We start from the raw sequence: 23,792 nt of genomic DNA on the forward strand, positions 1-23,792 counted from the left end.
GAGACGAGCATGGACCAGTCATTGTCGAACACCAAACAGGACCTGCTGCGCGCGCTGATCAAGAACCGCGAGCAGACGACCACCCGCGACGCGGCCGAGGTGCCCTCCAACATCGTGCAGTTCAAAACAGGGGCGCCCGGCGGGCCGTCGCTGTTCTTCTTCCCGGCGACCGACGGCGGAGCGTCGTACTTCCGCTACCTGGCGCCGCACCTGCCGGAGTCGGTGTCGCTGTACGGCTGCCAGGCGCCGGGCTTCGACGAGGAGCGCGAGCCGTTCGGCTCGGTCGAGGAGATCGCGGCCTACAACCTCCGCCACATCCGCGCGATCCAGCCGCACGGGCCGTACTACATCGGCGGCTTCTGCATGGGCGGCCTGCCGTCGTACGAGGTGGCCTGCCAGCTGCAAGCGCAGGGCGAGGAGGTGGCGCTGCTGCTCAACGTGATGCCGGTGTTCCTGCGCCCGTGGGCCTGCCTGCCCGGCACCGACGCGCTGCAGCTGCGAGCGATCGAGGACCACCTCTTCATCTTCGAACGGATGCTGGGGATCCACGTGGTATTGCCGATGGACCCGATCCGCGCGCTGGCCGAGGCGGACCGCTATTCGTTCGTGACGGCCTTCATGCGCGAGGCCGGCTTCCTCAAGAGCCCGGCGGAAGAGCACCTGTTCATGCACCGCATGAAGATGTACGAGGCGGGCCTGCGGGCGATGCTCGGCTACAAGCCGGCCCGCACGTTCCAGGGCGAGATCGAGGTGATCGTGGTCGGCAAACCCGACCGCGGTGAGCTCGAGCTCGACCTCAATACGTCGTACACGTGCGCGCTGCGCAGCACGCCGCCCGAGCACGTCAAGTATCACCCGCTCGACGCCGACTCGGCGGCGATGTTCAGCGGCAGCGAACCCGACAGCGGACTCATCGCCCGCCGCATGGGCGAGTTCCTGCGGTGAGGCGCAGGCGATTCGCAGCCGGCGGCACGGTCGGCTGCGAATCGCAATGGGTGGGTGCGTGACGAGGCGGTGATGTCGTGCAGCGATTCGGCGCCCTGTCCTCGCAGGCTTCACCAGGCGACGCGTCGCCCGAGTCCGTACGCTCGCACCGAGCGATGGTTCGCATGCTTGGACCTGCGATGCTGAGCGTGCGGACCTTCGCGTCACCGGCGTCGACTCATTCATGGCGAGTCGGCGGACCGAGGCGCAGCTCGACCGTCACCTCGGCGTACTGCGGCGCGGTCTTGAAGGTGGCTCGTTGGAGGACGTCGCGGACGCAGCGCCACAAGCTCGACGGGGAGCGCGAGGTGACCGGCGCGACGGATTCGACCGCGGCGCCGCGCACGCTCAGCCTGGCGGTGATCGGTACGGTGGCGAGGAGGCCGCGATCGATGGCGCTGGCGTGGCACTGTCGGAGTTGCGGGCGGAGCGGATCGACGGCCACACGAATGTCGATCGAGCTCAAGCCGTGGGTGCCGCTGACCCGTTCGACGGCGATTGCAGGCAGGGGCGGAGGTTTTTCGGGAGGGGCGGCGCGTAGGTTTTTCAGAGCGGCAGGAGGGCTCGGCGTGGTGGCCGGAGCGGTCGGCTGCCGAGGAGGGGCAGGGATAACGATGTCGCCGGTCCGCGGCTCCGGTGGGCCCACGGACGGTGCAGGTGAGGGGGGTCCGGCGGACTCGTGTGATTTTGCACGGACACAGCTTCGGTCGCGAACAGACCGGGTCGGGCGGTTCCCAGCACATACGCAGTAGCCCCGAGGATCGCGATCATGAACAGCGTACCCACGAGCCGGCCCGGCCGGAGCTTCGAGCCCGAAGCCGAGTTCGTCCGCATCGACGCCGGCGGGATCGGCACGAACGCCGCGGCGGGCTCTCGCGGCTCGGCGAGCCCGGGACGCTGCCCTCGCGCCACAAGCGCCGGGAGGCGTGGGGCGTGTCCTCTGTGTCGTTCAGGGCCGAAGGTCATCGTCTCCTCGCCGCGGCACGGCGGATCTGTAGTGGCGGCTGGAGACCGATCCGGTGCGTCGCCACGGTCCGCTGGCGAAATAAATCCGCGGCCCGTTCCCGACGACGGTACCTCGCGCGGGGTGGAGACCTCGCTGAATGTTCTCCTGTGAAAGGAGCGTCGTGACGACATCGCGGCGTGCGTACGGCGAGATCGGCGCTGCGTCGAAGTGGCGCGCGAGACGGCGGACGCGGGCGGCGTGGATCCTCGCTTGCGTAGCCCCCGGCCTGCTGGTCCAGGCGCTCGAGGCCGCGGAGCGACGCCGGGCGCTCTTGGCGGGTGGAGATTGGCCGGCGCTGCGCTGTCGAGATCGTCGCCTCCGTGAAGTGCCATGATTCCTCCTGCGGCTCGAGCGGAGGGAGCCATCGCGTGTCGCCCGCCGATCTCGCGGGAGTGGTCGTGATGCTCGACATCGTGCCGGACACGCGAGCTCCGATCAATCCGCTTCCCCGCTCCCGCTCAGGGGGGCGAGAGTTCGTCCCGCCAATCAGCGGTTGGATCAGCCTCGACGGTGACTCTCAGGGCCGCGCGAAGTCAGAGATTCAGGAGCAGGGTCGGTCGAGGTGTAACAATATCGAAGTGGCCACTATGATTATCGAAAATGTGAAGTGCGACGAATAGGTATCAGCATGGCCGAGCAAACTAACCCCTTCGATAAATCAGCCCAGGAAGGCAGCCGGTTCGGCTTCGTCGCCGACCTGGCCTTCGTGCTGTGCTTCGTGTGGCTCGTGCTGTGGCGAGCCGAGCTCTTTGCCGCCGACGTGGATTCGGTGTGGGGGCGGCTGGCCGGCGCTGATCCTCGGCGGGCTGGTGGCGGCGGCCTTCGCCATCGGCCTGGTCAGGCGTCGCTCGACCGGTTTTCTCCCGGTGGTCCTGCGCTGGGGTCTTCTGATCGCTTGCCCGATCTTGCCGGCCTGGATCGCGCTGTCGCTGGCCGACCTGCGGCGGGAGATGACGATGCAGACGGCATCCGAAGAATTGAGCGCGAGCGCACAAGAGTTGCAGTCGACGGCCCGGTCGCCGGAGACGCGGCGTGAGGCGCAGGCGGCCGAGGAGGCTGCGAAGGCGCTCGATACCCTCGGACGCGCGCTGAAGGCCGCGGAAGAGCGCGGGATCGAGGTGCCGCACCGCGATCTCGGGGCGCTCGGGTTCGACCCGGCGGCGGTCGCCGCGTTGCCGCCGAAGACGAAGAAGGCGCTCGAAAAGGCCGCCGGCATCGCGGAGGTACAGGCCGGGAAGGCGCCGGCGCCGTCCGGTTTCTCCGAGCTGATGCGAGAGTTCGGGCTCGACAATCCGCTGGTCCAAAAAGCCCTGCTCGGGCTGGCCGCGGCGACGCTGGGACCCCTGCTCGGCCTGTCGCCGGCGCTGGTCGAAGCGGTGCTCGCAGCCCTGCTGATCGACGGCGACCTCTCGCTAGAGAACATCCTTCAGGTGTCGGTGGCGCTGGCGATGTCGACGACGAAGACCGGCAAGCTGTCGGCGCCCAAGTTCAAGAAGAACATCAAGCTGGTGCGCCAGGGCGCGGCCGTGATCGAGAAGATCCATGGGGCGCTCGAGAAGCGCGGAGTCGGTGATTCGGAGGCGATGCGCACGTTCAAGGAGGTGGGTAATAAGAAGTCGGAGAAAGAAGCCTCGGCCGCTTGTAACAAAGCCATCGCGGAGGCCCGAGAGCGTCGCAGAACCGAGTTAAATGACCAGCTTCGTCAAGCCTGTCCCGAGCTCTCGCCGCAAGAAATCCGTGATCGAATCGGAGGCTCTTGATGCGTTCGCGCGTGCTGCAATACTTCGGGCTTGGCAAGACGGAGCGTACCGGCGACAAGACCGGGCCGCTGCTCGACGAGGAGGACGACCCGGCGCTGATGATGACGGGCGACGCGCTGACACAAGCGATCCTCGAGAACATCCGCCTGCGGCGGTCGGTCCTGGTCACCGGGCCGCGCGGGTGCGGCAAGAGCTTTTGCGCGGAGCAGGCGATCAAGCTGGCCAAGGCCCAGGGGATCATCGGCGGCTCGCGCTTCTGCAGGGCAACCGGGAGATCCCGCGCGACGCGCTGAGCGAGGACATGCTCATCGTCGACGACGGCGCGCAGGTCAAGCTGCTCAAGGCGCTGGCGTTGCGCCCGCTCGAGGAGAGCGGCTCGGTGCCGCGCGAAGGTTTTCCGGATTGGCCGGGGATCCCTCGCGGCTCGGGCATCGACGACCCGACGCAGCTATGGACCAATCGCGACTGGATGGTGCTGTTCCTCGACGAGATCAACCGCTTCGGCGATGGCTTCCTCGACAGCCTGCTCGCGCTGCTCGAGGAGCGGAAGATCGTGCGCCGCGGCCAGGATTACTACGTGCCCATCGTGGTGGTCGCCACGGCCAACCCGCCCGGCTACGACGTCACGGCCAAGAAGCTCAGCCCGCCGCTACAGGCGCGAATCACCCGCTCGTTCCGCGTGTCGCAGCCCGACATCGAGGTGCTGGTCCACGGCATCATGCCGGCGAAGATCCTGGACTTCGCGCGCGCCTACACCCAATCGGGCGCGCCCGCGGTGTCGCAGGAGATCCGCTACCTCGCGGCCGGGGCGACGCTGTGCCTGTAGGGCGACCCGGGGGCCGACTCGAAAGGCCGCTTCTTCCTCACCCGCGCGACGCGCTCTCACCTGACGCGGCTGATGGCGGCGAGCGATTCGCTCGCCCGTGACATGCGGAGCTGGCGACGCTTATCGACTTCGGACCCGACGCGCGCGCGGTGACCGACTGGATCGGCTGCGCGATGGCCCGCGCCGCCACGCAAGGGGCGACGAGCGTGGCGCCGACTCACCTCGAGGAGACGGCGGTCCACGTGCTCAGCCACAAGGTCCGCGAAAAGTTCAACGAGGGCGCCAACCCGAACCTCGGGATCCGCCGCGACCGGCTGATCCTCAACATCGTGCAGCGAATCATGCGGACGCCGGGTTTCGCGGCCAACCTCGGCCACGACGCGCGGGCGAAGTCGGCCCCGACAGCCTCGCCTGCGGCCCACGCATTCGCGCCGGCTCAGCTGGCGGAGCCGCAGCTGGCGGAGATCGTGGCCGACTATGTCCACGCCCGCGTGTTCTTGGCGACGCTCGTGCGCGGCTATCCACACTACCGCAATACACTGCTGCCGACCGCCGAGCACGTGCGGATTTGGGTCAACACTGTCGACGGGGTGTTGCAGCCCTACGCGACGCCGGGCGATGTGCAGCAGATCGCCATGCACGGCTTCTGGGCGCTCATCCGCGCGCTCCGCCCGGGCCAGACGCTGGTCGATGTCCACCTGGTCAAGCAGGTCGGCGAGCTGTACGAGCGGACGTATCAGGCGATCGGCAGCGCGGCCAACCCCGCGGGTCAAGAGCGGGCGCAGGTGGGCCGCCAGGTGGTCGAGGAGGCGGTGGCGTCGGTGCTGCGCTCGCCGGCGAACCCGAAGAACGCACCGAACGCGGCGCGACCGGGGAGCTGGTGAATTGGTGTATTGGCTGGCGCTGGTGGTCGTGACGCTGGCCGCGACGGCGGCGGCGATCGTGACGGCGATGGCGTGGCGACGCCGCAAGACTACGCCGCGTACGCTGTCGCTGGTGCTGGCGTGGGCGGCGTGCGCGGCGATGCTGGTGACGGCCGTCGACGCGTCGTTCGCCGTGCCCCGCGTTCTATGTGAAGAGAGGCTGGCGGGTGATGAGAATGCGGCGCCGCTGGAAGAGCGCCTGCGAGCCGCGCTCGACCGCTGGACGTGGATGGTGCGCCCGTGCGGCCGCCTCGAGGTGACGGTCGGGCCGCGCGATCTGGTGACCCCCATCGCGCTCGGCGATCTGGTCGAGCTCGCAGCTCGCGCTCGCGTGGCCGTCGATGTGAAGCTCGCCGAGGGAGTCGCTTTCCCGGCGGAGGATCGAGTTTGCACGCGTGCTCGACGCGGGCAATGACCGCCGCTTCCCAGCGAAGACCCCCATCCCGCTGTCCTATATCGACAAGGTGCGACCGACGCTGACGGGCCCGCCGGGAGCCGTGCAGTGCCAGATCGACGACGGGCCGGTCGAGCGCGACGAGACGTTCGAAGCGCTGCTGCACGACTCACGCGAGAAGGTGGGGTTTCACCGCCTGCGCTGCTGGCCGGAGGAGCGCCCCGACGAGGCAGCGACGACGTCCGTGCAGATCGTCAGCGCCGGAGTGGTGTTCGCTTCCAGCGACGCGGCGTTCGTCCAAAGAATCGAGGCGGGCGAACAGGACAGCGGCGCGAACTCGCAGAGCCCCGCCGATCGTCTGAGGATCGACATTAACAATACGAAATGATGGGACTCGAAGTCGCCAGCGTCATGAGCGAGGAAGACGCGCTGACGGAGGACGCGTCGATGCTGGTCCTCGACCGTCCGCGCACGCGGGAGAGCTGCGAGTGGGCGTATGAGTTGCTTCGCAAAGGCGCGACCGTGGTCGTCGCGCGACCCGCAAGCGAGTTTTTTCAAGCGACTGCGAGCTGCCGGACCCGCGGAAGTACGGGGCCGAGGAGGTCGTTTTTGACCGGACGCCCCGGCTGACGTTCATGCTCGACGAGGAGTTCGAGAAGGGTCTCGACGAGAGCCCCACGGCCGTCATCGGCTGTCCCGAGCCGGACGTCTCGATCGTTGGAGCCCATGATCGAAGAACAGAAGACGCTGGCTGCCGAGATCTGCAGGAAAACGCAGTTTATCCACGGGCAGACGGGTTCCGGCGCATGCTTGGCGAGCGAGGACGCTGCCGCGCGTGTGCGCTACCTGGGACGAGACACGACTCGCAAGGTCTCGTGCCCGGACAACGCCGATTGCAAGCGTATCGAGCACAGCAGCCCGCGGTTCGCGGTCTCGGAGTACATGCGCGAGCGCACGGCGCGAAACGATGTCTGGGAGAACGAGCATCTCATCATCTTTACCCACGACCAGCGCGACGATTCTCTGCTCAAGTCGATAACGTCGCTGCCGATATCGATTCATCGAATCGTCATCGAAGATCCCTATGGATCTTCTTTGACAGCGGCATGGAAGGATCATCCGGGCGAGATGAATACCCAGGATGGCCGGATGTCGTCGCCGATCCCTCCATGCGCCTCTCCTCCGAGTTCACGATGGATGCGTGGCCGCAACCGCCGCAGGCATGTTCTTTCACGAGGAGGATGCCTGCCCTGGATGATATCCAGGCGAGCCCGTCCGGCGGCGTCTCGCACATCAGCCTCGTCGCGCAGACGCGAGCGCGTGGAAGCGGACTTCGGAGGTCATCTCCCGCTTCCCGCACCTGCGCGATGCGGGCGATGAGGTGCGGACCGAGGCGCCAATCGCTTCAGCGGTGGCAGAGCCCGACAACTCCGTTTTCGAGCGCGCAGGACATGGCGATCGAGTTGGCGAACACGACCACCGATGGGGTCCGTCGAGCGCCCGCTGGCCCTCGGGGCAATGGTCGGGCGCGGGCATCTGTTGCTCATGAGCTACTCTGTTCGAGGACGAGTCCGACAGCGAGTTCTGGCGCGAGGGTGTCAGCACGCGCGTGGACGTCCTCGGCGGCATGGACCTGATCGAGGATCTCTATAAGAATACCGAGGCGTTCATCGCCGAGGTGCACGGCAAGATCGTCGGCGTGAAGCAACAGGCGGACGGCGCGCTGTGGATTACCGTCACCCGCGACGCCGTGAGGTCGCAGGGGCTCCGTGCGCTGAAGGTGGCCACGGAGCAAATCGGGACCATCGACGCGCCGCTGGTCGACTTCTCGGACGAGCGAGGCCTCTTCACCTACGCCCTGCCGGCGGTCGAGCTCGAGAAGCTCGCCGAGTGCGAACCGCTCAGACCCATCGAGACCGACGAGGCAGTCGTGGTTGCCTGCCCGCCCGTCAAGGTCGAGGGCACGAGCAGTCGCATGGCGGCCCTCCAGGCATTGGAGCAGCTCGCGCTACTCGGGCGGCCGGTTGTTGCGCGCCGGTGCTGCGGACATTCAGCCGCGCGTGCACGCGGCCTTCGGGCTCGGATTGCTCGCATGCGTCTTCCTCGTCGCGTGGAGTCGTCGGGCGATTCGTCGCATGCGCGGCCGGGCGGCGAGCGCCGATTGCGGCGGGCGGAGCAGATCGTGCAGCGGCGCTACGATCCGCCCGGGCCGTCGTCGCCGCAGGTGGCGACTGGGACGGCCGGGCGACCACGTGGCCGCGCACGGGCGCCTTCGGAGGCTATCGGCCGATCGAGCCCGGCGATCGCGCCGGCGCAGCCGTGCTCAGCGACTTGCTCGTGCGTCGGCTGCAGGGCACCCAGGTGCTGCCGCGCGTGGCGTTGCGCATCGAAGAGGCGGCGCCGACGACGGCGATCTGCTCAACCTCGGCGCGTCGATGCGGATGCCAGGGAGCGGCGAGCGCAGCAAGGGCCGGTGCGCGGGGCAGACGGTATGCACATCGCCGCCTCGGCGTGGCGGATCGGCGGCGAGGTGGCGCTGTCCGCGGTCGGAATCGCCGGGGAGACGGAGATCGTGCCGCCGCAACGCTCGAGCCCGGGCCACGAGGAGGCCGAGCAGAGCCTGCTGTCGCGACTGCGTCAAACACCGGTGCGCGACGCGACGCCGTGGCCGGCGGAGCTGCCGGAGTGCGGCGCGGTGGTGTACGTGTCCGACTTTCAGCACGAGGACGAGCGTGCGCTGCAAGCCTGGCTCGCCTCGCTGGAGGGCGCGGGGATCCGCGTGGGCGGCGTGATGATCTACAGCCCCGACGAATTCACGATGAGCGAAGGCGGCCGCCTGGCGGGCTCGGGTGCATGGGTCGACCGCGCGGACTGGGATCCGGACGACGTGTTCGCCGCGTTCTGCCGCCGGCGCGACCAGATCGAGCGAATCTTCGAGATGACGACGGGCGGTCTGGCGGTGATCGCCACGACCTTTCACTCGCACGACGTCGAGCAGGCGCTGGCCGACGGTCGCTTGCTGCAGATCTTGAGGTAGGGATGACTTCTCTCGCCGTGATCGCCGGGACCGCTGCTTCGCTGTTGTGGATCGCCCTCGTGGTGATCGTGCGCCGCGGTGCTGTTGTACTGGCCGCGGCGCTTCTCCGGGCCGTTGACCGAGGACGAGCGGCGCCTCGCCCATCGCCGTCTCGGGGGACGTTCGCTGGCGTGGGCACTGGCGACGCCGTTGTTGACGATCCTCGGCTTCGTGTTGCTTCTGCCGCCGTTCGTCACGCTGCGCGTCGGCGAGGCGACCCCTGGGGACGGAGCCGCCTTGCGAGCCATCGTCGTCGCCGTGGGCGGCGATCTCCCGACAGGAGGCGACGGGTCCGTGGGTCGACGCGGTGCTCTGTCATGTGCGCTCGTCGTCCGGGAGGGCCTCGCGCAGGCGATCGTGGCCGCTGCCGGCGATGGTTTTTCGAGTGAAAAGCAGGGCTGCGCTCCGACCGACGTGTTGCCGACCGAGCGGGTGTCGATCGAGCTCAGCCTCGTCGAGCTCGCGGCGCGGGCGTATCAACTGACCGGCGTGGTCCTCGATCCGGGGCCGCGGATCGCGGATCCCGACCCGTGGGATATCATGAAGCGGACGCTCGACGCCCGCGAGATCGCAACCTGCCGGCACGCGGAAGCCGACATCGAAAAGGAGGGTACGGTCCTGCGGCTCGGGCCGGCGATGGTCGATTCGGACGGGATTACGATCGAGGTCTCGGCGGTGGTGCTGGGTCGGTGGGATGGCGGGATCAAGGCGAAGTTGTGGATGCGGGACGAGACGTTCCTTGCGAACTACCCCCTCGAGCCCGTCGAGGGGGACGTCTCCGACTCCGGTCAGCGTGTGCTGCGGCTCAGGGGACGGTGCAATGACCTCGCGCAGGCCACCGTGCTGAGCGCGGGGTTCGGGAAGACGCGGCTAAGTCGCCGCGATGTGCCGGTCCGGCTGCGATTCAAGCTGCAGGACGGCTCACTCGCCGAGCTGCTCGGGAGTTGCTGAAGAAGGATGGCGACTTCGTCGCGGAGATGGGCCGCCGCGACTTGCAAAGGCCGGAGGTCGTCGCGGATCTTGGTGATGCCAGCGTCGTCCGCCGCGAGGGCGAAGCGCTGGTCATGGCGAAATCGACGGGAAGCTCGGAGGGGCCTCTGAAAGAGCTGTCACCGATCATGCTGACACAAGGCCCGTTCTCCTGGTCGGGGTTCGACAACAAGCCGACCATGCGGTGTTCGGGTGACAGGGTCGTCATCGAGCAGGCGGCGGCGATCCTCGATGGGCCGGCCGATCCGTCCGCCATGTACGCATTGATGGGCTCGATCGTGTGGGCGGCGAACGTGCTGGCGAACGGCTCCTGTGAGCAGGTGCGGGAGAGCCCGGCGGACGTCGAGGGGGGCAGCCGTTGCTGACGGCGGAGCAGATCGAGGAGGCCGTGGCCGCCATGCGCCAGGGCAGGGATGCGGTCGGGATGGTGTGCCTGGCGCTGGCCCTGGTCGCGCTGGCGCTGGGGCTGCTCCGCAGCGTCCGGTAGCGCCGTGACCTTTGGCTTGGTCGGCTCATGCGGCTGAGCGCGACACAGGCGGAGCGCCCGCGGAGCGAACAGAGATCAATCGCTCGAGCCGTGATTCAGATTCGCCAGCGCGCAGACTTTGTAGGCCTGGGTCCCCCGGGTACTCGACGCGCCCAGGCGCCTCGGTGGCCGAGGCGCAGCCAGGGAAATCGCCGCTTACGTGCCGGCACGTGGCCGGGGTCGCGGAGCCACGCAGGATCGACGCGGAGCCCTGTGTCTGGACCTTGCTCAGCAACTCCGTGCATTCGCCGGCGAGGCGGCGGCAGGCGGTGTGGTCGGCGCCGGTCTGCGTCTTGTAACAGAAGCACCACCATCCGTCGGGCTGCGGCGCGATGGACGGGTTGTCAGCCCAGGCTGGGCGAGCGGTGAGCCCGCCCCAGACGTCGGGCTTTCGGCGGGCGGCGGGACGTTGACGGGTTGGGCGGGAATGTCGAGGCCCGGGCCGCGATGAGGCGATTCACGCGTGGTGCGATTGTCGGTCTGCGGGCCGGGCGAAGACGAGGAGGACGAGGCGAATGCCGCGAGCGTGGCGACCCCACCGGCGAGCAGGAGCGCGGCACCGAGGCCGCGGAGCCACCGGCGTGGTTTCCGGGAGGCGGGTTTGTTCCGCCGGGATTCAGGTGGTGACGCTCGGCTCGGCGCGACTGCCGGAGAGGGGGCCGGTCCTTGCGTCCGGGCGGGCGCGGCTCGCTGACGCGCGGCCCACTGCTCGCGGGTCTCGGCCCGTTCACCGTGATGCTGAAAGCGAGGCTCGTGGGGCATGGCGATGCAGACGAGGTTCGATGCGTCAAGCGCAGCGGCGCATCCGACCGGTGTTGACGCCGGCGCGCGCGGCGAGTGATAAGGCGGCGATGCACCGGCTCCGCATGGCCATGCAATGTATCGATCCCGCGCCTCCGAGAGAACCCGGGTCGCGCCGACGGTCCATGCGTGTCCTCACTGCAATCGTGGTGACCGGATTGCTGGGCTGCGGCTCCGCGAGGACCGGCGCGACGACGTCGCCCGAGCCCGTCGTCGAGCGGGTGCCAGAGCCGCCGCGGGAGACCTCCTCCGCCGGCCGTCGAGCGCGGCGAATCGTCGTCGACCGTCGAAGGCCGCAGCACCACCACAGAGACCACATCCGCGTGGAACAGCCGACTCCGCCGGCGTCGGAGCCGACGCCGGACGTCACCGGCCAGCTCGTGCTGCCGCATGTGTCGCAAGGGCAAGGCTTGCGGCAACACTTGCATCGCTCGCAACGAGGTGTGCCGAACGCCGCCAGGCTGCGCCTGCGACGAATAGCCGGAGGGGCCGGCTCCTGACGGCGAGCGAATGGTGGCGAGCCCATCGACGCGACGGGTGGCGAGAGCTCCGGGGGCATCGCGCGGATTCGCGCGGCCTTTGCCTGCATTTCGCGTTACGATCCGGGCGGCCTGCCTGCAAGGAGGGTGCGAGGAGCCTGCATGACCACGACCCCGCCGAGCCGCCCGATCGACCTCCTGAGGGAAGCCTGCGCCCGCCACGAGGCGTACCTGCGCGGGCGCTTGCGCGGGCTCGGGGTGCCGGAGGCGGGGCTCGACGACGCGGTCCAGGACGTGTTCGAGGTGCTGGTGCGGCGGATCGGGGCCTACGACCGGCGCTTCTCGCTGCGGCAGTGGATGGCCGGGGTGGCGCGCAAGATCGCCCGGCGGCACCGCGAGCGGGCCCTGCGGGCCCCGGGGGCGCTCGAGGAGGCGGAGATGGCGGCGCCGGGGCTCGACCCGGAGAGCGGTCATCGCGGCAGGAGGCGCTGGCCGATCTGCAGGCGTTCTTGGGCGAGCTCGATCCGGACCGCTGGGCGGTGTTCGTGCTGTCGGAGATCGAGGGGCTGCGGGGGACGGAGATCGCGGCCGAGCTCGGGGTCAATCTGAGCACCGTGTACGCGCGGCTGCGGGTCGCCAAGGCCGGGTTCGAGCGGACGATGGCGGCGCCGCGGCGAACGACGGGGGCGTGGCTGTGGCTGCCGGTGTTCGGTGAATCGTCGCAGCGCGGCAGCCTGGCGCTCACGACCCGCTGGCGCTGTTCGGGGTGCTGACGGCGAGCGTGGGCGGAATGTGGGCAGTGCGCGGGTGTGCGGCGAATGACGAGAGCGAGCGTCGAGGAGGGTGGCGGACAGGGGGGGAACGGAGCCGGTTTCGAGGTTGGCCGGGGTTCCGGCGCGGAGGTCGATCCCGCCAGCTCCGATGAATGGCGACTTCGGCGACGCGCGAGAGGCCGATGGCGACGGCGCTGGCGTGAATGGTGGGTTCGGTGACGCGCGAGCCGCCGGTAGCGACGGCGCTCGGGCGAATGACCTCTTCGGCGACGCGCGAGCGGACGAGGCGTGGATCGACGGCCTGGCGGCTCGTCGTCCCGCGGGCAGGGGACGTGGCGCTGGCGCATGCGGTATCTGCTGCAGGGCGACGAGGTGGTCGTGGAGGTCGCGTACGCGGGCGACGAGGCGATTGCGATGAACGGCGGGACCGGCTGGGTCGAGCTCGAGGGGCTGACGCGGGTCGAGGGGCCGGGCTCGTGGCCTGTCGCGCTGGAGGCGGGCGAGCGGCGGTGGTCCGGTTGCGCCTGCGGGCGGGGCGGGACGGGGTGGTGGAGGCAGTGTTGGCGCAGGGACGCCAGATGGGGCTGCTCAATGGCATGTCCATGCTGCGGCTGATGCGGGACGGGGGGCGCTTGCGGCGGTGCGGCGAGCGCGAGTGCGACCGCACGGCCGAGTCGATCGCGGACGAGCTGATCGGCGAGACGGTCCGCGTCGAGCTGCACAATCGGTGCAGCGAGGACATCGAGGTGGCGATGATGCCGTGCGGGCTCGAGGTGCCGCCGGCCGACGCGCCGCCTGCACCTCGCGGCCGGCGAGCTGCGCCCGATCTCCATCGACGCCGGGCTGTGCTTCGGACGCGTGCGGGATGACGGCAATGTCGGCAGCAGGGGGAGCGGCAGCGACGGCTTCGTGATCACTTCTCCGGCGCGGGCTGCAAGACGGTGGCGGCGGACTCGAAACAGCCGTTGCCGGGGGTGAAGCCCGGCGAGTAGGTACTGGTGGATCACGCGTCCTGTGCTTCGAGCTGCGCCGGGTCGGCCGCCGGGCCCTCGTGGGCAGCGTCTTCGCGGCGGTGAGCGCCGCTTCCGAGCCTGTCCAGGGTCAGGATGTCGCCGGGGCGCAGGAGCTCGCGCGGGGACGGGACCTCGGCGCTGGCGCCGTCGCGGCTGACCGCCAGCACGGTCGCGCCGGTGCGCACGCGCAGGTCGATCTGCGCCAGCGTCAGGCCGACCGCGGCGCTTCCTCGTGCAGGCGCACCGGCGTCATGTCCGGGAAGCCCGGCAGCAGCGCTTGCACGTCGTCGAGCGAGCTCTGGGCGGTCGCCTCGCCGCCGCCTTCGCGGCTCTGCTTCGCCAGCACCTCGACGATGAGCTCGGTGCCGGCGCGGACGTGGCCGTGCAGGTGGGCGATGTTGCGCCACACGCTGATCACCAGCGCCACGACCACCACCACCAGCACCAGCGGCGCGGCGCTCAGCGGCAGGAACGGCTGGGCCATGCCGACCAGCGGCAGGCCGACGACGAGGCACAGCGCCAGCTCGAGCACCAGCACGAACAGGCGGCGCGGCGCGGAGCCGAGGTCGAGCTTGCCGCCGCGGACCGGGATCACCATCTCGGCCAGGCGGTGGGCCAGCGCCGCCGCGCGCCGCAGGGCCCCGAGCAGGAAGATCGCGGCGAGCAGCAGCGTGCCGCCGAGCCACGTCAGCTCGACCAGCCACGGCGGCAGGGTGAAGCGCTCGGTGAGCTCGGTGACGACCCACCAGTGGACCAGGTTGGAGCCGGCGAGCACGGCCCACAGGAGCGCCGCGTCGAGCGCCAGCACCACCACGTCGCCGCGGATCTGCGACCACACCGAGACCGTGCGCGGCGCGCTGCGGAGCTGCTCGATCCACGACTGGTAGAACGTGATGAACGTCTGCAGCTTGGCCGGCATCCGCTGCTCGAGCCTCAGCGCCACCGACTCCGAGCGGCCGATCATCAGCGGCGCGGTCAGCTGCGTCAGCACCGACACGCCGACGGCCACGGGGAACACCCAGTCGCCGAGGATCCCCTTCGAGATGGCGAACGAGGCCATGATGAACGAGAACTCGCCGTTGTGCGCGCAGCTCATGCCGGCCCGCACCGAGGCCTTGAAGCCGTTGCCCGACAGGAACGCGCCGAGCGACACGCCGAGGACCTTGCCGACCAGCACGACGGCGGTGAAGATCAGCACCAGCGGCCAGTTGGCGAGGATCTGCAGCGGATCGATCTGCATGCCGATGGCGACGAAGAAGATCGCGGCGAAGATGTTGCGCACCGGCAGCACCAGCGGCTCGATGCGCCCGCCCTCGCCCGACTCGGAGACGAGGATGCCGGCGATGAAGGCCCCGAGCGCGACCGAGTAGCCGGCGAGGGCCGCGAGCGCCGCCATGCCGAAGCAGGCCGCGACGGCGGCGAGCAGCGTCAGCTCGTCGCGCCCGCGCCGGACCACCGCCCGGATCGCGCGCGGCACGACGAACAGGCCGCCGGCCAGCAGCGCGAGCAGGAAGCCGAACAGCTGGCCGACCGACAGCGCGAACTCCCCCGGCCCGAGGCCCGCGCCCGAGGCGATCGCGGTCAGCACCGCGAACACCATGATCGTGGTCATGTCGTCGAACACGAGGATGGCGAAGGTCAGGTCGACGAAGCTGCCGCGCAGCTTCCGCTCCTCGAAGGCCTTGGCGGCGATCATGGTCGACGAGCTGCAGATGCAACCGGCGAGGAACAGGCTCTCGATCGTGCTCCAGCCCATCAGCGCGCTGACCAAAACCGGAGGGTCATCATCAGGCCGATTTCGAACACGGCGGTGAGGCCGGCGCCGGGGCCGATCCGGGCGATCTTTCGCAGGCTGAACTCGAGGCCGACGCTGAACATCAGCAGGATGACCCCGAACTCGGAGAGGTTCTGGGTCATGTCGAGGCTGTCGGGCCCGCCGAGCACGATGCCGGGGACGTGCGGGCCGATCAGCATGCCGGCGATCAGGTAGCCGAGCACCGGCGGCTGGCGCAGCGACTGCGAGATGAGGCCGTCGCGGCCGCCGTGCCGAGGATGATGCTGAGATCACGGACGTAGTGCGCGAGGTCGGCGGCCATGCGCCGCGACGATACACGCGCGGGCCGACCGCCGCACGGAAGCGGACAGAACATGTCCGAGATGTCATGCGCGGCGCAAGCTCGTCAGGCCCGCGGCATTCGTGGCTCCAACGCTCGACGACAGAGCGGTGAGCGATGCGACGGCTCGTGTCCGCGATCTGCCGCGAAAGCGATGCGCGATGCGTACGACGGCTTGCGGGCGATGAGGTTCGCGCCGCCTGCGCAGGACCGCGGCGCGGAAATCGAGGGCGCAGCGACCGGCTCGGTCGCGGGCGGTGATCGTGATCGCAAGCCGCGACGCGCCGCGTCTCACGGAGATTTCAAGGTCACGGACATATGCTCGTGTCGGATCGGCGGATTCGCCTGCAACGATTGCGTTGGCTCGCCGCGATCGCGCTGTTGCCTGGCTGCGGACCGCAAGCTCCGGCCGCGGGCGAGCGCGGCTTCCACCAGCGAGGGCGCGGCTTCGACGACCGTGCGGCGGCGGCCGACGAGCGTCACGGCGAGCGCGGCGATGGAGGAGTCCGCGGCGAGCACCACCTCGACCTCGCATTCGACCACCGGCAGCACGACCGCCGCGGCGACCACCGGCGAGCCGACCACCGGCGAGCCGACGCAGCCGCAGCCGCCAGATCTGCCCCCCGAGCCGCCGTGGGCGCTCGCCTGCGAGACCGACGAGTTCGAGGCCAACGACGAGGCGATGCTGGCCACGGCCATCGATGCGCCGTGCAGCGACGTGTTCGGCGACGACCAGTGGTACTGCTCGGGGTGGCTCGACGCCTGTCCGCGCTCGGCGATCACGACTGGTATTCGCTGCCCGCCGCGCCGATCTCTGGCCAATGGACCATCCTGCAGGTTGAGCTGACGATCCTGCCGTGGAGCTCTTCGTGCAATTGCGACTGGGAGCCGGTCCCGACGGGGCCGAGCTGGCGAAGACGATCGAGATCTATGACGCCGAGACGCTGTCGCTGCTGGGGACCGCCGCGAGCATGGAGCAGTGGACGTCGTTCTACGAGGCGGACCCGCAGTTCGGCGCGGCGCTGCTGATCCACGTGGTCGGGCCGGCCGACGCGTCGTGGGCGTACGAGCTGTGGGTCGACCGCCGCGATTCGCAGTGGGAGGACTCGTGCGAGTGTTGATGTTCGCCGCGGCGCTGGCGGCCTCGGCCTGCGTCTCCGAGGCCGCGCGGAGCCGGCGCCGGTGACCGACGTCCACGTCCACTTGCCGGCGCCGGACGGCGTGCCCGCGCTGCTGGCCGCGATGGACCGCCACGGCATCGAGCGCGGTGCTGCTCGGATGTCCCGAAGGACAGCCCGGCGCTGCGCTTCACGGCCAGCAACGACGCGGTGCTGGCGGCCGCGCGGCACCCCGAGCGCCTGGTGGCCTTTCCGGCGCTCGGCCCCGAGGACGGTCCGGAGGCGCTGGCCGAGCTGCGCGGCCGCGGGGCGTGCGGTGAAGCTGTACCTCGGCACGCCTGAGCTGACGACCGACCGCTCGACGATCCGCGCCTGGCGCCGCTGTGGGCCGCGCTGGCGGCCGAGCGCGTGCCGGTGATCTTGCACGTCAACACGGTGCGCTACGAGGACGAGCTGTCGCGGCTGCTGGCGGCGTACCGGAGCTCGCGCTGGTGTGCCCGCACCTGCGGGGCGCGGACCTCGGTCGACCGGCTGGAGCGGCTGCTGGCGGCCCACCCGGGGCTGCGCTTCGACACCAGCGGCGGCGCCCGCTCCACGCGGCGGCCGGGTTCGCCGGCCTCGAGCAGGCGCGCGCTCGCGTCGGCGCGCTGCTGCGGGCTCACCCCGAGCGGTTCCTGTTCGGCTCGGACCTGACGGCCGGGCCGCGAGGGCCGCAGCGCGGCGACGACTGGGACTATCATTTGGCCGCGAACCTCGACCTGCTGCGCGCGCCGACGCTGAAGTTCTGGCGCCGCGACGAGGGGTCGGTGCACGGCGGATTGACGCGCGGCGAGTACCGCGGGCTCGAGCTCGGGCGCAATGGCTCGCGCCGATCCTGCGCGACAACGCGGAGCGCTGGCTGGCGCCGTGTCGGCGCTGAGCGGCGACTCCGACGACGTCCTGAGGCTCCTCCCGGACGACGGCGCCGGCGGCTTCGTTCTGCGAGGCCTGGGGCCGACACCGGATCGCGTCACCCACGACCTCCTCGCGGTCGGCGACGTCGACGTCGACGCCCGCCCGGACATCGCCGCGGCCAGCGCGGGTGATGCTGTACGCGAGGACATGTTGGAATGAATATGTCTCCGAGGACATGTGACTCGCGCGGCCCGGCGTCCTGGAGCTCCCGCGCCGTCGCCGTCCCGTCAGGACGCGCCGGCCGAGCGGTTGTACTCGACGAGGCGGCCTTCCCTGCGCACCGTTAGCAGCGCCTTGACGACGGTCTTGAACACGCCCACCGGGTCGGCGAGCGCGGCGTGGAAGGTCGCGGGATGGGGCGCGGCGGCGTCGTCGGCTACCGCTGCGATCGCGCAGGAGGGCAGGGGCGAGCTGCTCCAGCACCTTGACCAGGAAGTCGCGCTCGCCCGCGCTGTCGGCGACGATCAGCGCGGCGTCGGCGTCGGAGAGCGAGTGCTCGCGCGCGCGAGGTCGTCGACGGCGAGGAAGGTGTAGCGCCCGGGCACGCCGGCCGCGTCGAAGCGCGGGTCGAACACGAGCCCCGCGCCGCCCGGCGCGTCGCCGACGCTGCCGAACCGCGGCAGCGCCGCGCCCATCGCTTCCAGCAGCTCGCGCGGCCGCGCCTCGTCGCCGGCGAACACGACAATTTTGAACACGGTCTCGCTGGCGAGGGTGTTGCGTGAACATGGCCCGAGACTGCCCGGTCATCGACCGCGACGCCATGGGCGCGTGGGTCGAGATCCCCGCGACGGAGATCCGGGGACGAGCCGGCATACGAGCGGGCGCGGAGCGAGGGGTTGTCGGCGGGTCCGCGGACGTCGTCCCCGCGCCGCTCGCGGTCGGGTTAGCGTGACGCAGATGACCCGTCGTCGGCTCTGGCTCTTCGCTCTTTTTGGAACATGCGCGGCGTCGCTGTCGACGGAGGCGCGGGCCAACGGCAACGTCTCGCACCAGTGGATCTCGAAGACCGCGGCCACGCTGGTGCCGGCGGATGGGTCGCTGCGGGCGCTGGTCGGCGACCCGGCGCTGCGGCAGGCGCTGTACACGGGCACGATGTTCCCCGACTGGGCCATACGCCGGGCGCGACGGCCGACGAGGGCGCGGCGGGCGAATCGTCGCACTGGGAGCCGGTGCAGGAGGCGTATCGCCGGTGGATCGCCGACAGCTTCGCGCCGCCGTGGTCGGACGAGGCGCGGCTGCACCTGGCGTTCTACCTCGGCATGACGTCGCACGGATCGCCGACCAGACTTATGATGCGATGTTCTTCGAGCGCTCGCGGTTCTATGAGGGGAAGGATCACTCGGAGTTCGATCAGGACTCGGACGTGATGTGGGCGGGCGCGACCGGGCCGGGCGAGGTGCCGATGGCGTGGCTGCCGACGCCGCAATTGCTGGGACTGTTCGACTCGGTGATCGGCAAGACGATCGACGGCGGGAGCATGGCGCAGAAGGTGGGCCTGGTCGGGTTCGCCATCCACGCGGTGTCGGCGATCGCGGCCGATCCGGAGGGCCTGGCCGACGCGGAGGCGGACTTTCCGTGGGCGGCGGCGCACGCCGACGATCCGGCGGTCCCCGGCAATCCGCCGAGCGAGGCGGAGGTCGCCCGCCGGTACTGGCAGAGCAACTGGGCGCTGCTCCACGGCGAGCCGCTGCCGCGGCCGGTGCTGTGGACATTCCCGGCCGACGGCGCGAGCGGGCACGCGACCGAGGCGGCGTCGATCGAGACGTGGATCTCGATCGTGTTCCCGCGCGGGCTCGACGAGGCGGCGCTGAGCGCCGAGCAATTCCACGTGGTCGATTCGGCCCAGGTGGAGGCGCCGATCGAGATCGATCTGTTCTACGGCGATTCTTCCCATGTGGTCCACGTCAAGCCGACCAGCGATCTGCTGGCCGACGAGGTCTATGTGGCGACCGTCGATCGGGGTGCAGACGATCCACGGCGAGTCGCTGGCAGGCTGGAGCTTCACGTTCTCGACCGGGGCGATGGGCCCGCCGCCGGTGAACGACGACGGCTTCTGGGACGTGCCCGACGACTACGAGCCCGAGACCCCGAGCAGCAGCAGCAGCGGCGAGGAGAGCGAGGGCGAGGGCAGCGGGACGGCCGATCCGACGAGCACGAGCTCGGGCGGCGAGGCGGTGACGGGCGCGGGCGAGTCCGAGGGCGCGGCAGCAGCAGCGGCGCGGCGACGAGCGGGACCTCGGCAGAAGACGCGGCGACCGCCGGGACGGACGCGGCCGAGAGCGGCTGCGCGTGCGCGTCGAGCCGCGAGGCGGGGCCGCTGGCGTGGCTGGTGCTGGTGCCGCTGCTGCCGGCGTCGCCGGACCTGACCGAATCCGTCGCCGGCGAAGAGCCGACACGGGGTGACTCCATGCGCGCGACGAGGCGCTCGCGCGCATGGTCCAGGCCGCCGGCCCGTGGCATGCTCGTCGCCATGCGCATACGCCTGGACTTACTGGTGGCAGGTCTATGTTGGGCGGCATGCGGGCCGGATACCCAGGGCGAGACCGATGGTAGTTCGGGGACGAGCGGGGGATCGAGCAGCTCCGGGGCGCCGACCGACGGGATGTCTCCGCCCTGGGAGGATCTGCCGAACGATTCGTCCGATTACGAGGAATGTAAATGCCCCGAGGCGGGCGACACGCAAGAATGTGAGGTCGACGGCCAGGCGGGCGCGCAGATCTGCGAGGGAGAGCCGGAGCCCGAGATCTGCGGGCTCTCTTGGTCCGAGTGTCATGTGTGCAAGCCTGGCGAGCCGTGGCCGTGTAACTTCGACCCCCTGCGGGGGCGCCGACGGCGAATGCGGGGACGGTCAGGAGTGCGAGCGAGGGCTTTGCGTGCCGCCCCGGCGCTCCCGACCTGTGAGCGCCAGGCCTTCGTGATGTCGGAGCTCGAACTCCACGGCAGGGCGACCCAGGTGGAACTGGCAGACCTCGACGGCGACGGCGCGCTCGACCTGGTGGTGCTGCTGGCCGACGACGCCCTGGTCGAGGTGGCGCTCGGCGACGGGGCCGGCGGATTTTGCCCGGCACCACCCATTTCACCGGCCTGGAGCTGTCGCATCAATCGATGGCGATCGCCGACTTCGACGCCGACGGATCGCCCGATCTGGCGATCGGGCGCTGGTGGGAGCCCACAGGGTTGAGCTTGCTGTTCGGCGAAGCGGGGTCGTTCGCCGAGCCGGTCGTGACGCCGTCGACGCACCCGCCGATGGACCTGCGGGCCGGCGACTTCGACGGGGACGGCAACGCCGATCTGGTGGCGCTCGGTGGCACGTACGAGGCCGAGATCGTGCTGTACCGCGGCGACGGGATGGGCGGGCTCGTGGTCGAGCCCCACGACGTGCCCGGTGACGAGTTCTTCTTCGCCGCCGTGGGGGCGGTGGCGGGCGAGCCGAGGCTCGACGTGGTGGTGACGCGCGCTGCGCCGCTGGGCGCGGAGGTGCTCGAGTACGAGCCGGGGACCGGTGTGTTTGCGACGGTGGCGACGATGCCGGGCGTCGGCGTCACACTTTACGACGGGGTCGCGATCGGCGACATCGACGGCGACGCCGCGGGCGACGTGGTCGCCCACCGCGAAGTCATCACGGGCGGGCAGATCCAGACCTGGCCCCAGCTCATGCCCGGCCAGGGCTTGCCGGTCGAGCGGCCGATCCGCCTCAAGTCGATCGCCGACGTCGACGGCGACGGCCGCGGCGAGCTGCTGGTGACCTCGGTGGACGCGTTGGCGGTCCACGTCGTCTACGTCGACGCGCCCTGCGTCCAGTCAAGTCGGCTGGTACGCGTCGAGCCTGGCGACCGGGGACCTCGACGGTGACGGCAAGGCGGACATCGTCGGGGTCGTCGGAACCACCGCACAGGTCTTGCGCACCATGCCGTGAACCGCGGGCGCGACGATCGCGGCATGTCTCTCGAGACATGCGTTCGCTGCACGCGCGTGCGCGAACTCGCGCCGTGGGGCGGCACGCACGTGCACCGGTGGGGGCCGCTCGTGGTGTGTTCGGGGCCCCAGGAGGCAGACCATGGCGATCCGGCAGGTCATCACGTTCCGCGTGCAGCGCGGCGCGGCGCAGGCGTTCATCGACGGGTTCGGCCCGATCATCGACAAAGTCCGCGGCGAGGACGGCTGCGAGCAATACGAGCTGTTCGTCGGCCACTCCGACCCCGACCTCCTGGTGATGCTCGAGCGCTGGCGCGACGTCGCGGCCATGCAAGGCGCGCTGGCGAAGCACTACAAGGGCCCCGACGACCCCTCGGTGGCATTTTTCAGGTTGGTCGAGGGCCCGCCGACGCGCGAGCGCTACGAGGTCTGAGCCCGGCGTGCCCGAAGGGCATGTCCGAAGGGACATGAGACCTGCGCTTCGCGGCGAACCGACGCGGTGTGTCCGGACATGACCAGCAGGGCATGTCCGGGAGGGCATGTGGATTTGGACATGTCTGAACGGACATGTCCAATTTGGGAAGAGACTCAGGCCGCCAGGATCAGCGCCGCGCCGAGGGCGATCGCGGCGGCCGCGGCGGCGCGCAGCGGGGTGACCTGCTCTTTGAGCCAGGCGACGGCGATGACGGTGGCGACGAGGATGCCGGTCTCGCGCAGGGCGGACAGCGGGGCGGTGGGGCCGAGGCGGTAGGCGGCGAGCGCGAGGCCGTAGGTGCCGATGCTGAGCGCGCCGGCGATCACGCCCGGGCGCCACTGCTCGCGGGCGACCGCGAGGACGCCGCGGCCGCGGATGGCGGCGAACACGGAGCTGATGACGACGCCGTGGAGGACGAACAGCCAGGCGATGTAGCTCGCGCCGGACGAGCCGCGCGCACGCCCCAGGCGTCGACGACGGTGTAGCCGGCGATGCCACGCCGGTCAGCAGCGACCAGCCGAGCGCGGCGCGGCTGAGGTGGCGGCCGAGGCCCATGGCGAGCATGCCCGCGCCGATGGCGACGATGCCGACCAGCTCGAGCGGCCGCGCGGGCTCGTGGAACACGCCGAGGACGACCACGGCGGTCAGCAGCGGGGCGGTCCCGCGGGCCACGGGGTAGGCGGCCGAGAAGTCGCTGACCTCGTAGGCGCGCACGAGGGCGTAGAGGTAGACGAGGTGGATCGCCAGAGAGGCGACGAGCCAGCTCCAGGCGCCCGCCGGCAGCGAGACGAAGGCGAGCGCGGGCAGGACGAACGCGGCGCTGGCGGCGTCGATGAGGGCGCGGCCGACCAGCTTGTCGCTGCCGGCCTTGAGGATCGCGTTGACCGTGGCGTGCAGCGCGCCCGACACGAGCACGAGCGCGTAGGCGAGGTCGGTGCCGTTCACGCGGGCGACGATAGTCGTTCGCGCCCGCGTCCGCCAAGCGCTGGCGCGTCGGCAGGGCTCGCAGCGCCGCGGCACCGTGAGCGTCACCACGAGCGCGACAGAGATCCGTCGCGGTGGCTGGCGCCGCTATCCCGGCAAGCGGGGGCGCGAGCGCGGGTCCTGACGAGCGCCCGACGCTCTCCGACGGACACGCTGCAGCGAACGGTCCTCGTCTTTTTTATGCCCGACAGATTGCGAGTGGTGCTGGACGGCGGACCGGCTGCGATCCTGGACGCGGCAGCGGCCCGTGCTCCCGGATTGGGGCGTCCTGGCCCAGGCCTGCGCGCGCAGGGCCTACGCCGCGGTCGCCTCGTCGCCGACCGGCTCGGCGCCGGGCGCCGACGCTTCCGGTTGGGCGGAGGCCACGATCGTCTCTTATGACACGGCCGCCGCCGAGATCTCGGAGGCGTTCACGCGCCAGGGTCTCGAGTGCATCGGTCACGCGTGGCGGACGACGTGCATCCTGAACCGGGGCCTGGGCGACAGTCGGGCACGGGCGTACCTCGCCGAATCGGTGGCCTGGGTCGAGGCGGGGATCGCCGCGTTTCTTGGTCCCGAGTCGTTTCGCCGGCGCTTGTACGAGGACGACCCGTCCGAGGCGGGGTCGAGGCGTTCCTGCTGCGCGAACGATTGCAGGCGGTGAGCACGTTGTGGCGCGCCGGCGTGTTCCCGGCGGCGCTC

General features: G+C 70.4%; 29 protein-coding genes and 1 pseudogene. 22 read left to right on the top strand and 8 right to left on the bottom strand.

The window, feature by feature from the left end; translation table 11 throughout:
• Positions 1 to 9 precede the first annotated feature (9 nt).
• A complete protein-coding gene (locus tag OV079_RS52465; RefSeq protein ID WP_267778196.1) occupies positions 10 to 945 on the top strand; it encodes a thioesterase domain-containing protein in 936 nt (311 codons plus the stop codon).
• A gap of 217 nt (positions 946 to 1,162) precedes the next feature.
• Here OV079_RS52465 and OV079_RS52470 read toward each other — a convergent pair whose 3' ends face one another.
• Positions 1,163 to 1,450: a hypothetical protein gene (locus OV079_RS52470; RefSeq protein ID WP_267778198.1), complete on the bottom strand. Its 288-nt coding sequence runs from the start codon at positions 1,448 to 1,450 to the stop codon at positions 1,163 to 1,165.
• A 1,349-nt stretch (positions 1,451 to 2,799) separates the two neighbouring features.
• Here OV079_RS52470 and OV079_RS52475 point away from each other — a divergent pair.
• From OV079_RS52475 to OV079_RS52505, 7 genes are all read left to right on the top strand, one after another.
• Positions 2,800 to 3,750, top strand: coding sequence for a hypothetical protein (locus tag OV079_RS52475; RefSeq protein ID WP_267778200.1), 951 nt, complete (start codon positions 2,800 to 2,802; stop codon positions 3,748 to 3,750).
• A complete protein-coding gene (locus OV079_RS52480; RefSeq protein ID WP_267778202.1) occupies positions 3,750 to 4,043 on the top strand; it encodes a hypothetical protein in 294 nt (97 codons plus the stop codon). Before OV079_RS52475 ends, OV079_RS52480 begins: the two co-directional genes overlap by 1 nt.
• A gap of 8 nt (positions 4,044 to 4,051) precedes the next feature.
• Positions 4,052 to 4,576 (top strand): AAA family ATPase, encoded by a 525-nt coding sequence (locus OV079_RS52485; RefSeq protein ID WP_267778204.1) that lies wholly within the window; start codon positions 4,052 to 4,054, stop codon positions 4,574 to 4,576.
• A gap of 122 nt (positions 4,577 to 4,698) precedes the next feature.
• Positions 4,699 to 5,460 carry a hypothetical protein gene (locus OV079_RS52490; RefSeq protein WP_267778854.1) on the top strand — a complete coding sequence of 254 codons (762 nt, stop codon included), beginning with the start codon at positions 4,699 to 4,701 and terminating at the stop codon, positions 5,458 to 5,460.
• A gap of 28 nt (positions 5,461 to 5,488) precedes the next feature.
• Entirely contained in the window at positions 5,489 to 5,914 is a 426-nt protein-coding gene (locus tag OV079_RS52495) for a hypothetical protein (protein WP_267778206.1), read from the top strand.
• Complete coding sequence (locus tag OV079_RS52500; protein WP_267778208.1) at positions 5,895 to 6,281, top strand: hypothetical protein; 387 nt, start codon at positions 5,895 to 5,897, stop codon at positions 6,279 to 6,281. Before OV079_RS52495 ends, OV079_RS52500 begins: the two co-directional genes overlap by 20 nt.
• 338 nt (positions 6,282 to 6,619) lie before the next feature.
• Positions 6,620 to 7,273: a hypothetical protein gene (locus OV079_RS52505; RefSeq protein WP_267778210.1), complete on the top strand. Its 654-nt coding sequence runs from the start codon at positions 6,620 to 6,622 to the stop codon at positions 7,271 to 7,273.
• A 163-nt stretch (positions 7,274 to 7,436) separates the two neighbouring features.
• Here the strand turns inward: OV079_RS52505 and OV079_RS52510 are convergent, their stop codons facing one another.
• Complete coding sequence (locus OV079_RS52510) at positions 7,437 to 7,577, bottom strand: hypothetical protein (RefSeq protein ID WP_267778211.1); 141 nt, start codon at positions 7,575 to 7,577, stop codon at positions 7,437 to 7,439.
• Positions 7,578 to 8,384: 807 nt separating this feature from the next.
• Between OV079_RS52510 and OV079_RS52515 the strand changes: the two genes are divergently transcribed.
• The 6 genes from OV079_RS52515 to OV079_RS52540 all read left to right on the top strand — a co-directional run bounded on the left by OV079_RS52515 (position 8,385) and on the right by OV079_RS52540 (position 13,407).
• Positions 8,385 to 8,930 (top strand): hypothetical protein, encoded by a 546-nt coding sequence (locus OV079_RS52515; protein WP_267778212.1) that lies wholly within the window; start codon positions 8,385 to 8,387, stop codon positions 8,928 to 8,930.
• Between the two features lie 78 nt (positions 8,931 to 9,008).
• A complete protein-coding gene (locus tag OV079_RS52520) occupies positions 9,009 to 9,920 on the top strand; it encodes a hypothetical protein (RefSeq protein WP_267778214.1) in 912 nt (303 codons plus the stop codon).
• Positions 9,914 to 10,324 (top strand): hypothetical protein, encoded by a 411-nt coding sequence (locus OV079_RS52525; RefSeq protein WP_267778215.1) that lies wholly within the window; start codon positions 9,914 to 9,916, stop codon positions 10,322 to 10,324. The genes OV079_RS52520 and OV079_RS52525 overlap by 7 nt, the downstream gene beginning before the upstream one ends.
• A gap of 1,603 nt (positions 10,325 to 11,927) precedes the next feature.
• Positions 11,928 to 12,374 (top strand): RNA polymerase sigma factor, encoded by a 447-nt coding sequence (locus OV079_RS52530; RefSeq protein ID WP_267778216.1) that lies wholly within the window; start codon positions 11,928 to 11,930, stop codon positions 12,372 to 12,374.
• Positions 12,311 to 12,538, top strand: a complete 228-nt coding sequence (locus tag OV079_RS52535; protein WP_420829611.1) for a hypothetical protein — start codon at positions 12,311 to 12,313, stop codon at positions 12,536 to 12,538. The genes OV079_RS52530 and OV079_RS52535 overlap by 64 nt, the downstream gene beginning before the upstream one ends.
• A 578-nt stretch (positions 12,539 to 13,116) precedes the next feature.
• A complete protein-coding gene (locus OV079_RS52540; RefSeq protein ID WP_267778218.1) occupies positions 13,117 to 13,407 on the top strand; it encodes a hypothetical protein in 291 nt (96 codons plus the stop codon).
• Positions 13,408 to 13,541: 134 nt separating this feature from the next.
• Here the strand turns inward: OV079_RS52540 and OV079_RS52545 are convergent, their stop codons facing one another.
• From OV079_RS52545 to OV079_RS52560, 4 genes are all read right to left on the bottom strand, one after another.
• Positions 13,542 to 13,736, bottom strand: coding sequence for a TrkA C-terminal domain-containing protein (locus tag OV079_RS52545; protein WP_267778219.1), 195 nt, complete (start codon positions 13,734 to 13,736; stop codon positions 13,542 to 13,544).
• Positions 13,737 to 13,759: 23 nt separating this feature from the next.
• On the bottom strand, positions 13,760 to 15,322 hold the full coding sequence (locus tag OV079_RS52550; RefSeq protein ID WP_267778221.1) for a cation:proton antiporter: 1,563 nt from the start codon (positions 15,320 to 15,322) through the stop codon (positions 13,760 to 13,762).
• Entirely contained in the window at positions 15,307 to 15,576 is a 270-nt protein-coding gene (locus tag OV079_RS52555; protein ID WP_338089168.1) for a cation:proton antiporter domain-containing protein, read from the bottom strand. Before OV079_RS52555 ends, OV079_RS52550 begins: the two co-directional genes overlap by 16 nt.
• A 380-nt stretch (positions 15,577 to 15,956) precedes the next feature.
• Positions 15,957 to 16,448: a hypothetical protein gene (locus OV079_RS52560; RefSeq protein WP_267778222.1), complete on the bottom strand. Its 492-nt coding sequence runs from the start codon at positions 16,446 to 16,448 to the stop codon at positions 15,957 to 15,959.
• A gap of 74 nt (positions 16,449 to 16,522) precedes the next feature.
• On the opposite strand from OV079_RS52560, the gene OV079_RS52565 reads away from it, so the two are divergent.
• The 4 genes from OV079_RS52565 (at position 16,523) to OV079_RS52580 (ending at position 17,896) form a co-directional block, all read left to right on the top strand.
• Positions 16,523 to 16,786: a hypothetical protein gene (locus OV079_RS52565; protein ID WP_267778223.1), complete on the top strand. Its 264-nt coding sequence runs from the start codon at positions 16,523 to 16,525 to the stop codon at positions 16,784 to 16,786.
• Between the two features lie 207 nt (positions 16,787 to 16,993).
• A complete protein-coding gene (locus OV079_RS52570; RefSeq protein WP_267778224.1) occupies positions 16,994 to 17,125 on the top strand; it encodes a hypothetical protein in 132 nt (43 codons plus the stop codon).
• Positions 17,126 to 17,191: 66 nt separating this feature from the next.
• Positions 17,192 to 17,476: a hypothetical protein gene (locus tag OV079_RS52575; protein WP_267778226.1), complete on the top strand. Its 285-nt coding sequence runs from the start codon at positions 17,192 to 17,194 to the stop codon at positions 17,474 to 17,476.
• Positions 17,477 to 17,689: 213 nt separating this feature from the next.
• Complete coding sequence (locus tag OV079_RS52580) at positions 17,690 to 17,896, top strand: hypothetical protein (RefSeq protein ID WP_267778229.1); 207 nt, start codon at positions 17,690 to 17,692, stop codon at positions 17,894 to 17,896.
• A 305-nt stretch (positions 17,897 to 18,201) separates the two neighbouring features.
• Here OV079_RS52580 and OV079_RS52585 read toward each other — a convergent pair whose 3' ends face one another.
• Positions 18,202 to 18,432, bottom strand: coding sequence for a hypothetical protein (locus tag OV079_RS52585; RefSeq protein WP_267778230.1), 231 nt, complete (start codon positions 18,430 to 18,432; stop codon positions 18,202 to 18,204).
• Positions 18,433 to 19,034: 602 nt separating this feature from the next.
• Between OV079_RS52585 and OV079_RS52590 the strand changes: the two genes are divergently transcribed.
• The 4 genes and pseudogenes from OV079_RS52590 to OV079_RS52600 all read left to right on the top strand — a co-directional run bounded on the left by OV079_RS52590 (position 19,035) and on the right by OV079_RS52600 (position 22,085).
• Positions 19,035 to 20,918: an Ig-like domain-containing protein gene (locus tag OV079_RS52590; protein WP_267778232.1), complete on the top strand. Its 1,884-nt coding sequence runs from the start codon at positions 19,035 to 19,037 to the stop codon at positions 20,916 to 20,918.
• The gene (locus OV079_RS52595; RefSeq protein WP_420829480.1) at positions 20,843 to 21,589 is read left to right on the top strand and encodes an FG-GAP repeat domain-containing protein; all 747 of its coding nucleotides are present in this window, start codon (positions 20,843 to 20,845) and stop codon (positions 21,587 to 21,589) included. The genes OV079_RS52590 and OV079_RS52595 overlap by 76 nt, the downstream gene beginning before the upstream one ends.
• A pseudogene (locus OV079_RS60340) lies at positions 21,546 to 21,653 on the top strand (hypothetical protein); the annotation flags it as partial. The gene OV079_RS52595 and the pseudogene OV079_RS60340, both read left to right, overlap by 44 nt.
• A gap of 141 nt (positions 21,654 to 21,794) precedes the next feature.
• Positions 21,795 to 22,085 carry a putative quinol monooxygenase gene (locus OV079_RS52600; RefSeq protein ID WP_267778236.1) on the top strand — a complete coding sequence of 97 codons (291 nt, stop codon included), beginning with the start codon at positions 21,795 to 21,797 and terminating at the stop codon, positions 22,083 to 22,085.
• A 155-nt stretch (positions 22,086 to 22,240) separates the two neighbouring features.
• Here the strand turns inward: OV079_RS52600 and OV079_RS52605 are convergent, their stop codons facing one another.
• A complete protein-coding gene (locus tag OV079_RS52605) occupies positions 22,241 to 22,516 on the bottom strand; it encodes an EamA family transporter (protein WP_267778238.1) in 276 nt (91 codons plus the stop codon).
• Between the last annotated feature and the right edge of the window lie 1,276 nt (positions 22,517 to 23,792).

The organism is Nannocystis pusilla (assembly GCF_026626665.1).
GTDB classification, from domain to species: Bacteria; Myxococcota_A; Polyangia; order Nannocystales; family Nannocystaceae; genus Nannocystis; species Nannocystis pusilla.

Excerpts from the sequence above, each read along its gene's own strand:
- OV079_RS52465 (WP_267778196.1), top strand. The coding sequence starts at position 10 with ATGGACCAGTCATTGTCGAACACCAAACAGGACCTGCTGCGCGCGCTG.
- OV079_RS52480 (WP_267778202.1), top strand. The coding sequence starts at position 3,750 with ATGCGTTCGCGCGTGCTGCAATACTTCGGGCTTGGCAAGACGGAGCGT.
- OV079_RS52485 (WP_267778204.1), top strand. The coding sequence starts at position 4,052 with ATGCTCATCGTCGACGACGGCGCGCAGGTCAAGCTGCTCAAGGCGCTG.
- OV079_RS52505 (WP_267778210.1), top strand. The coding sequence starts at position 6,620 with ATGATCGAAGAACAGAAGACGCTGGCTGCCGAGATCTGCAGGAAAACG.
- OV079_RS52515 (WP_267778212.1), top strand. The coding sequence starts at position 8,385 with ATGCACATCGCCGCCTCGGCGTGGCGGATCGGCGGCGAGGTGGCGCTG.
- OV079_RS52530 (WP_267778216.1), top strand. The coding sequence starts at position 11,928 with ATGACCACGACCCCGCCGAGCCGCCCGATCGACCTCCTGAGGGAAGCC.
- OV079_RS52540 (WP_267778218.1), top strand. The coding sequence starts at position 13,117 with ATGGGGCTGCTCAATGGCATGTCCATGCTGCGGCTGATGCGGGACGGG.
- OV079_RS52590 (WP_267778232.1), top strand. The coding sequence starts at position 19,035 with ATGTTCTTCGAGCGCTCGCGGTTCTATGAGGGGAAGGATCACTCGGAG.
- OV079_RS52595 (WP_420829480.1), top strand. The coding sequence starts at position 20,843 with ATGGCGATCGCCGACTTCGACGCCGACGGATCGCCCGATCTGGCGATC.
- OV079_RS52600 (WP_267778236.1), top strand. The coding sequence starts at position 21,795 with ATGGCGATCCGGCAGGTCATCACGTTCCGCGTGCAGCGCGGCGCGGCG.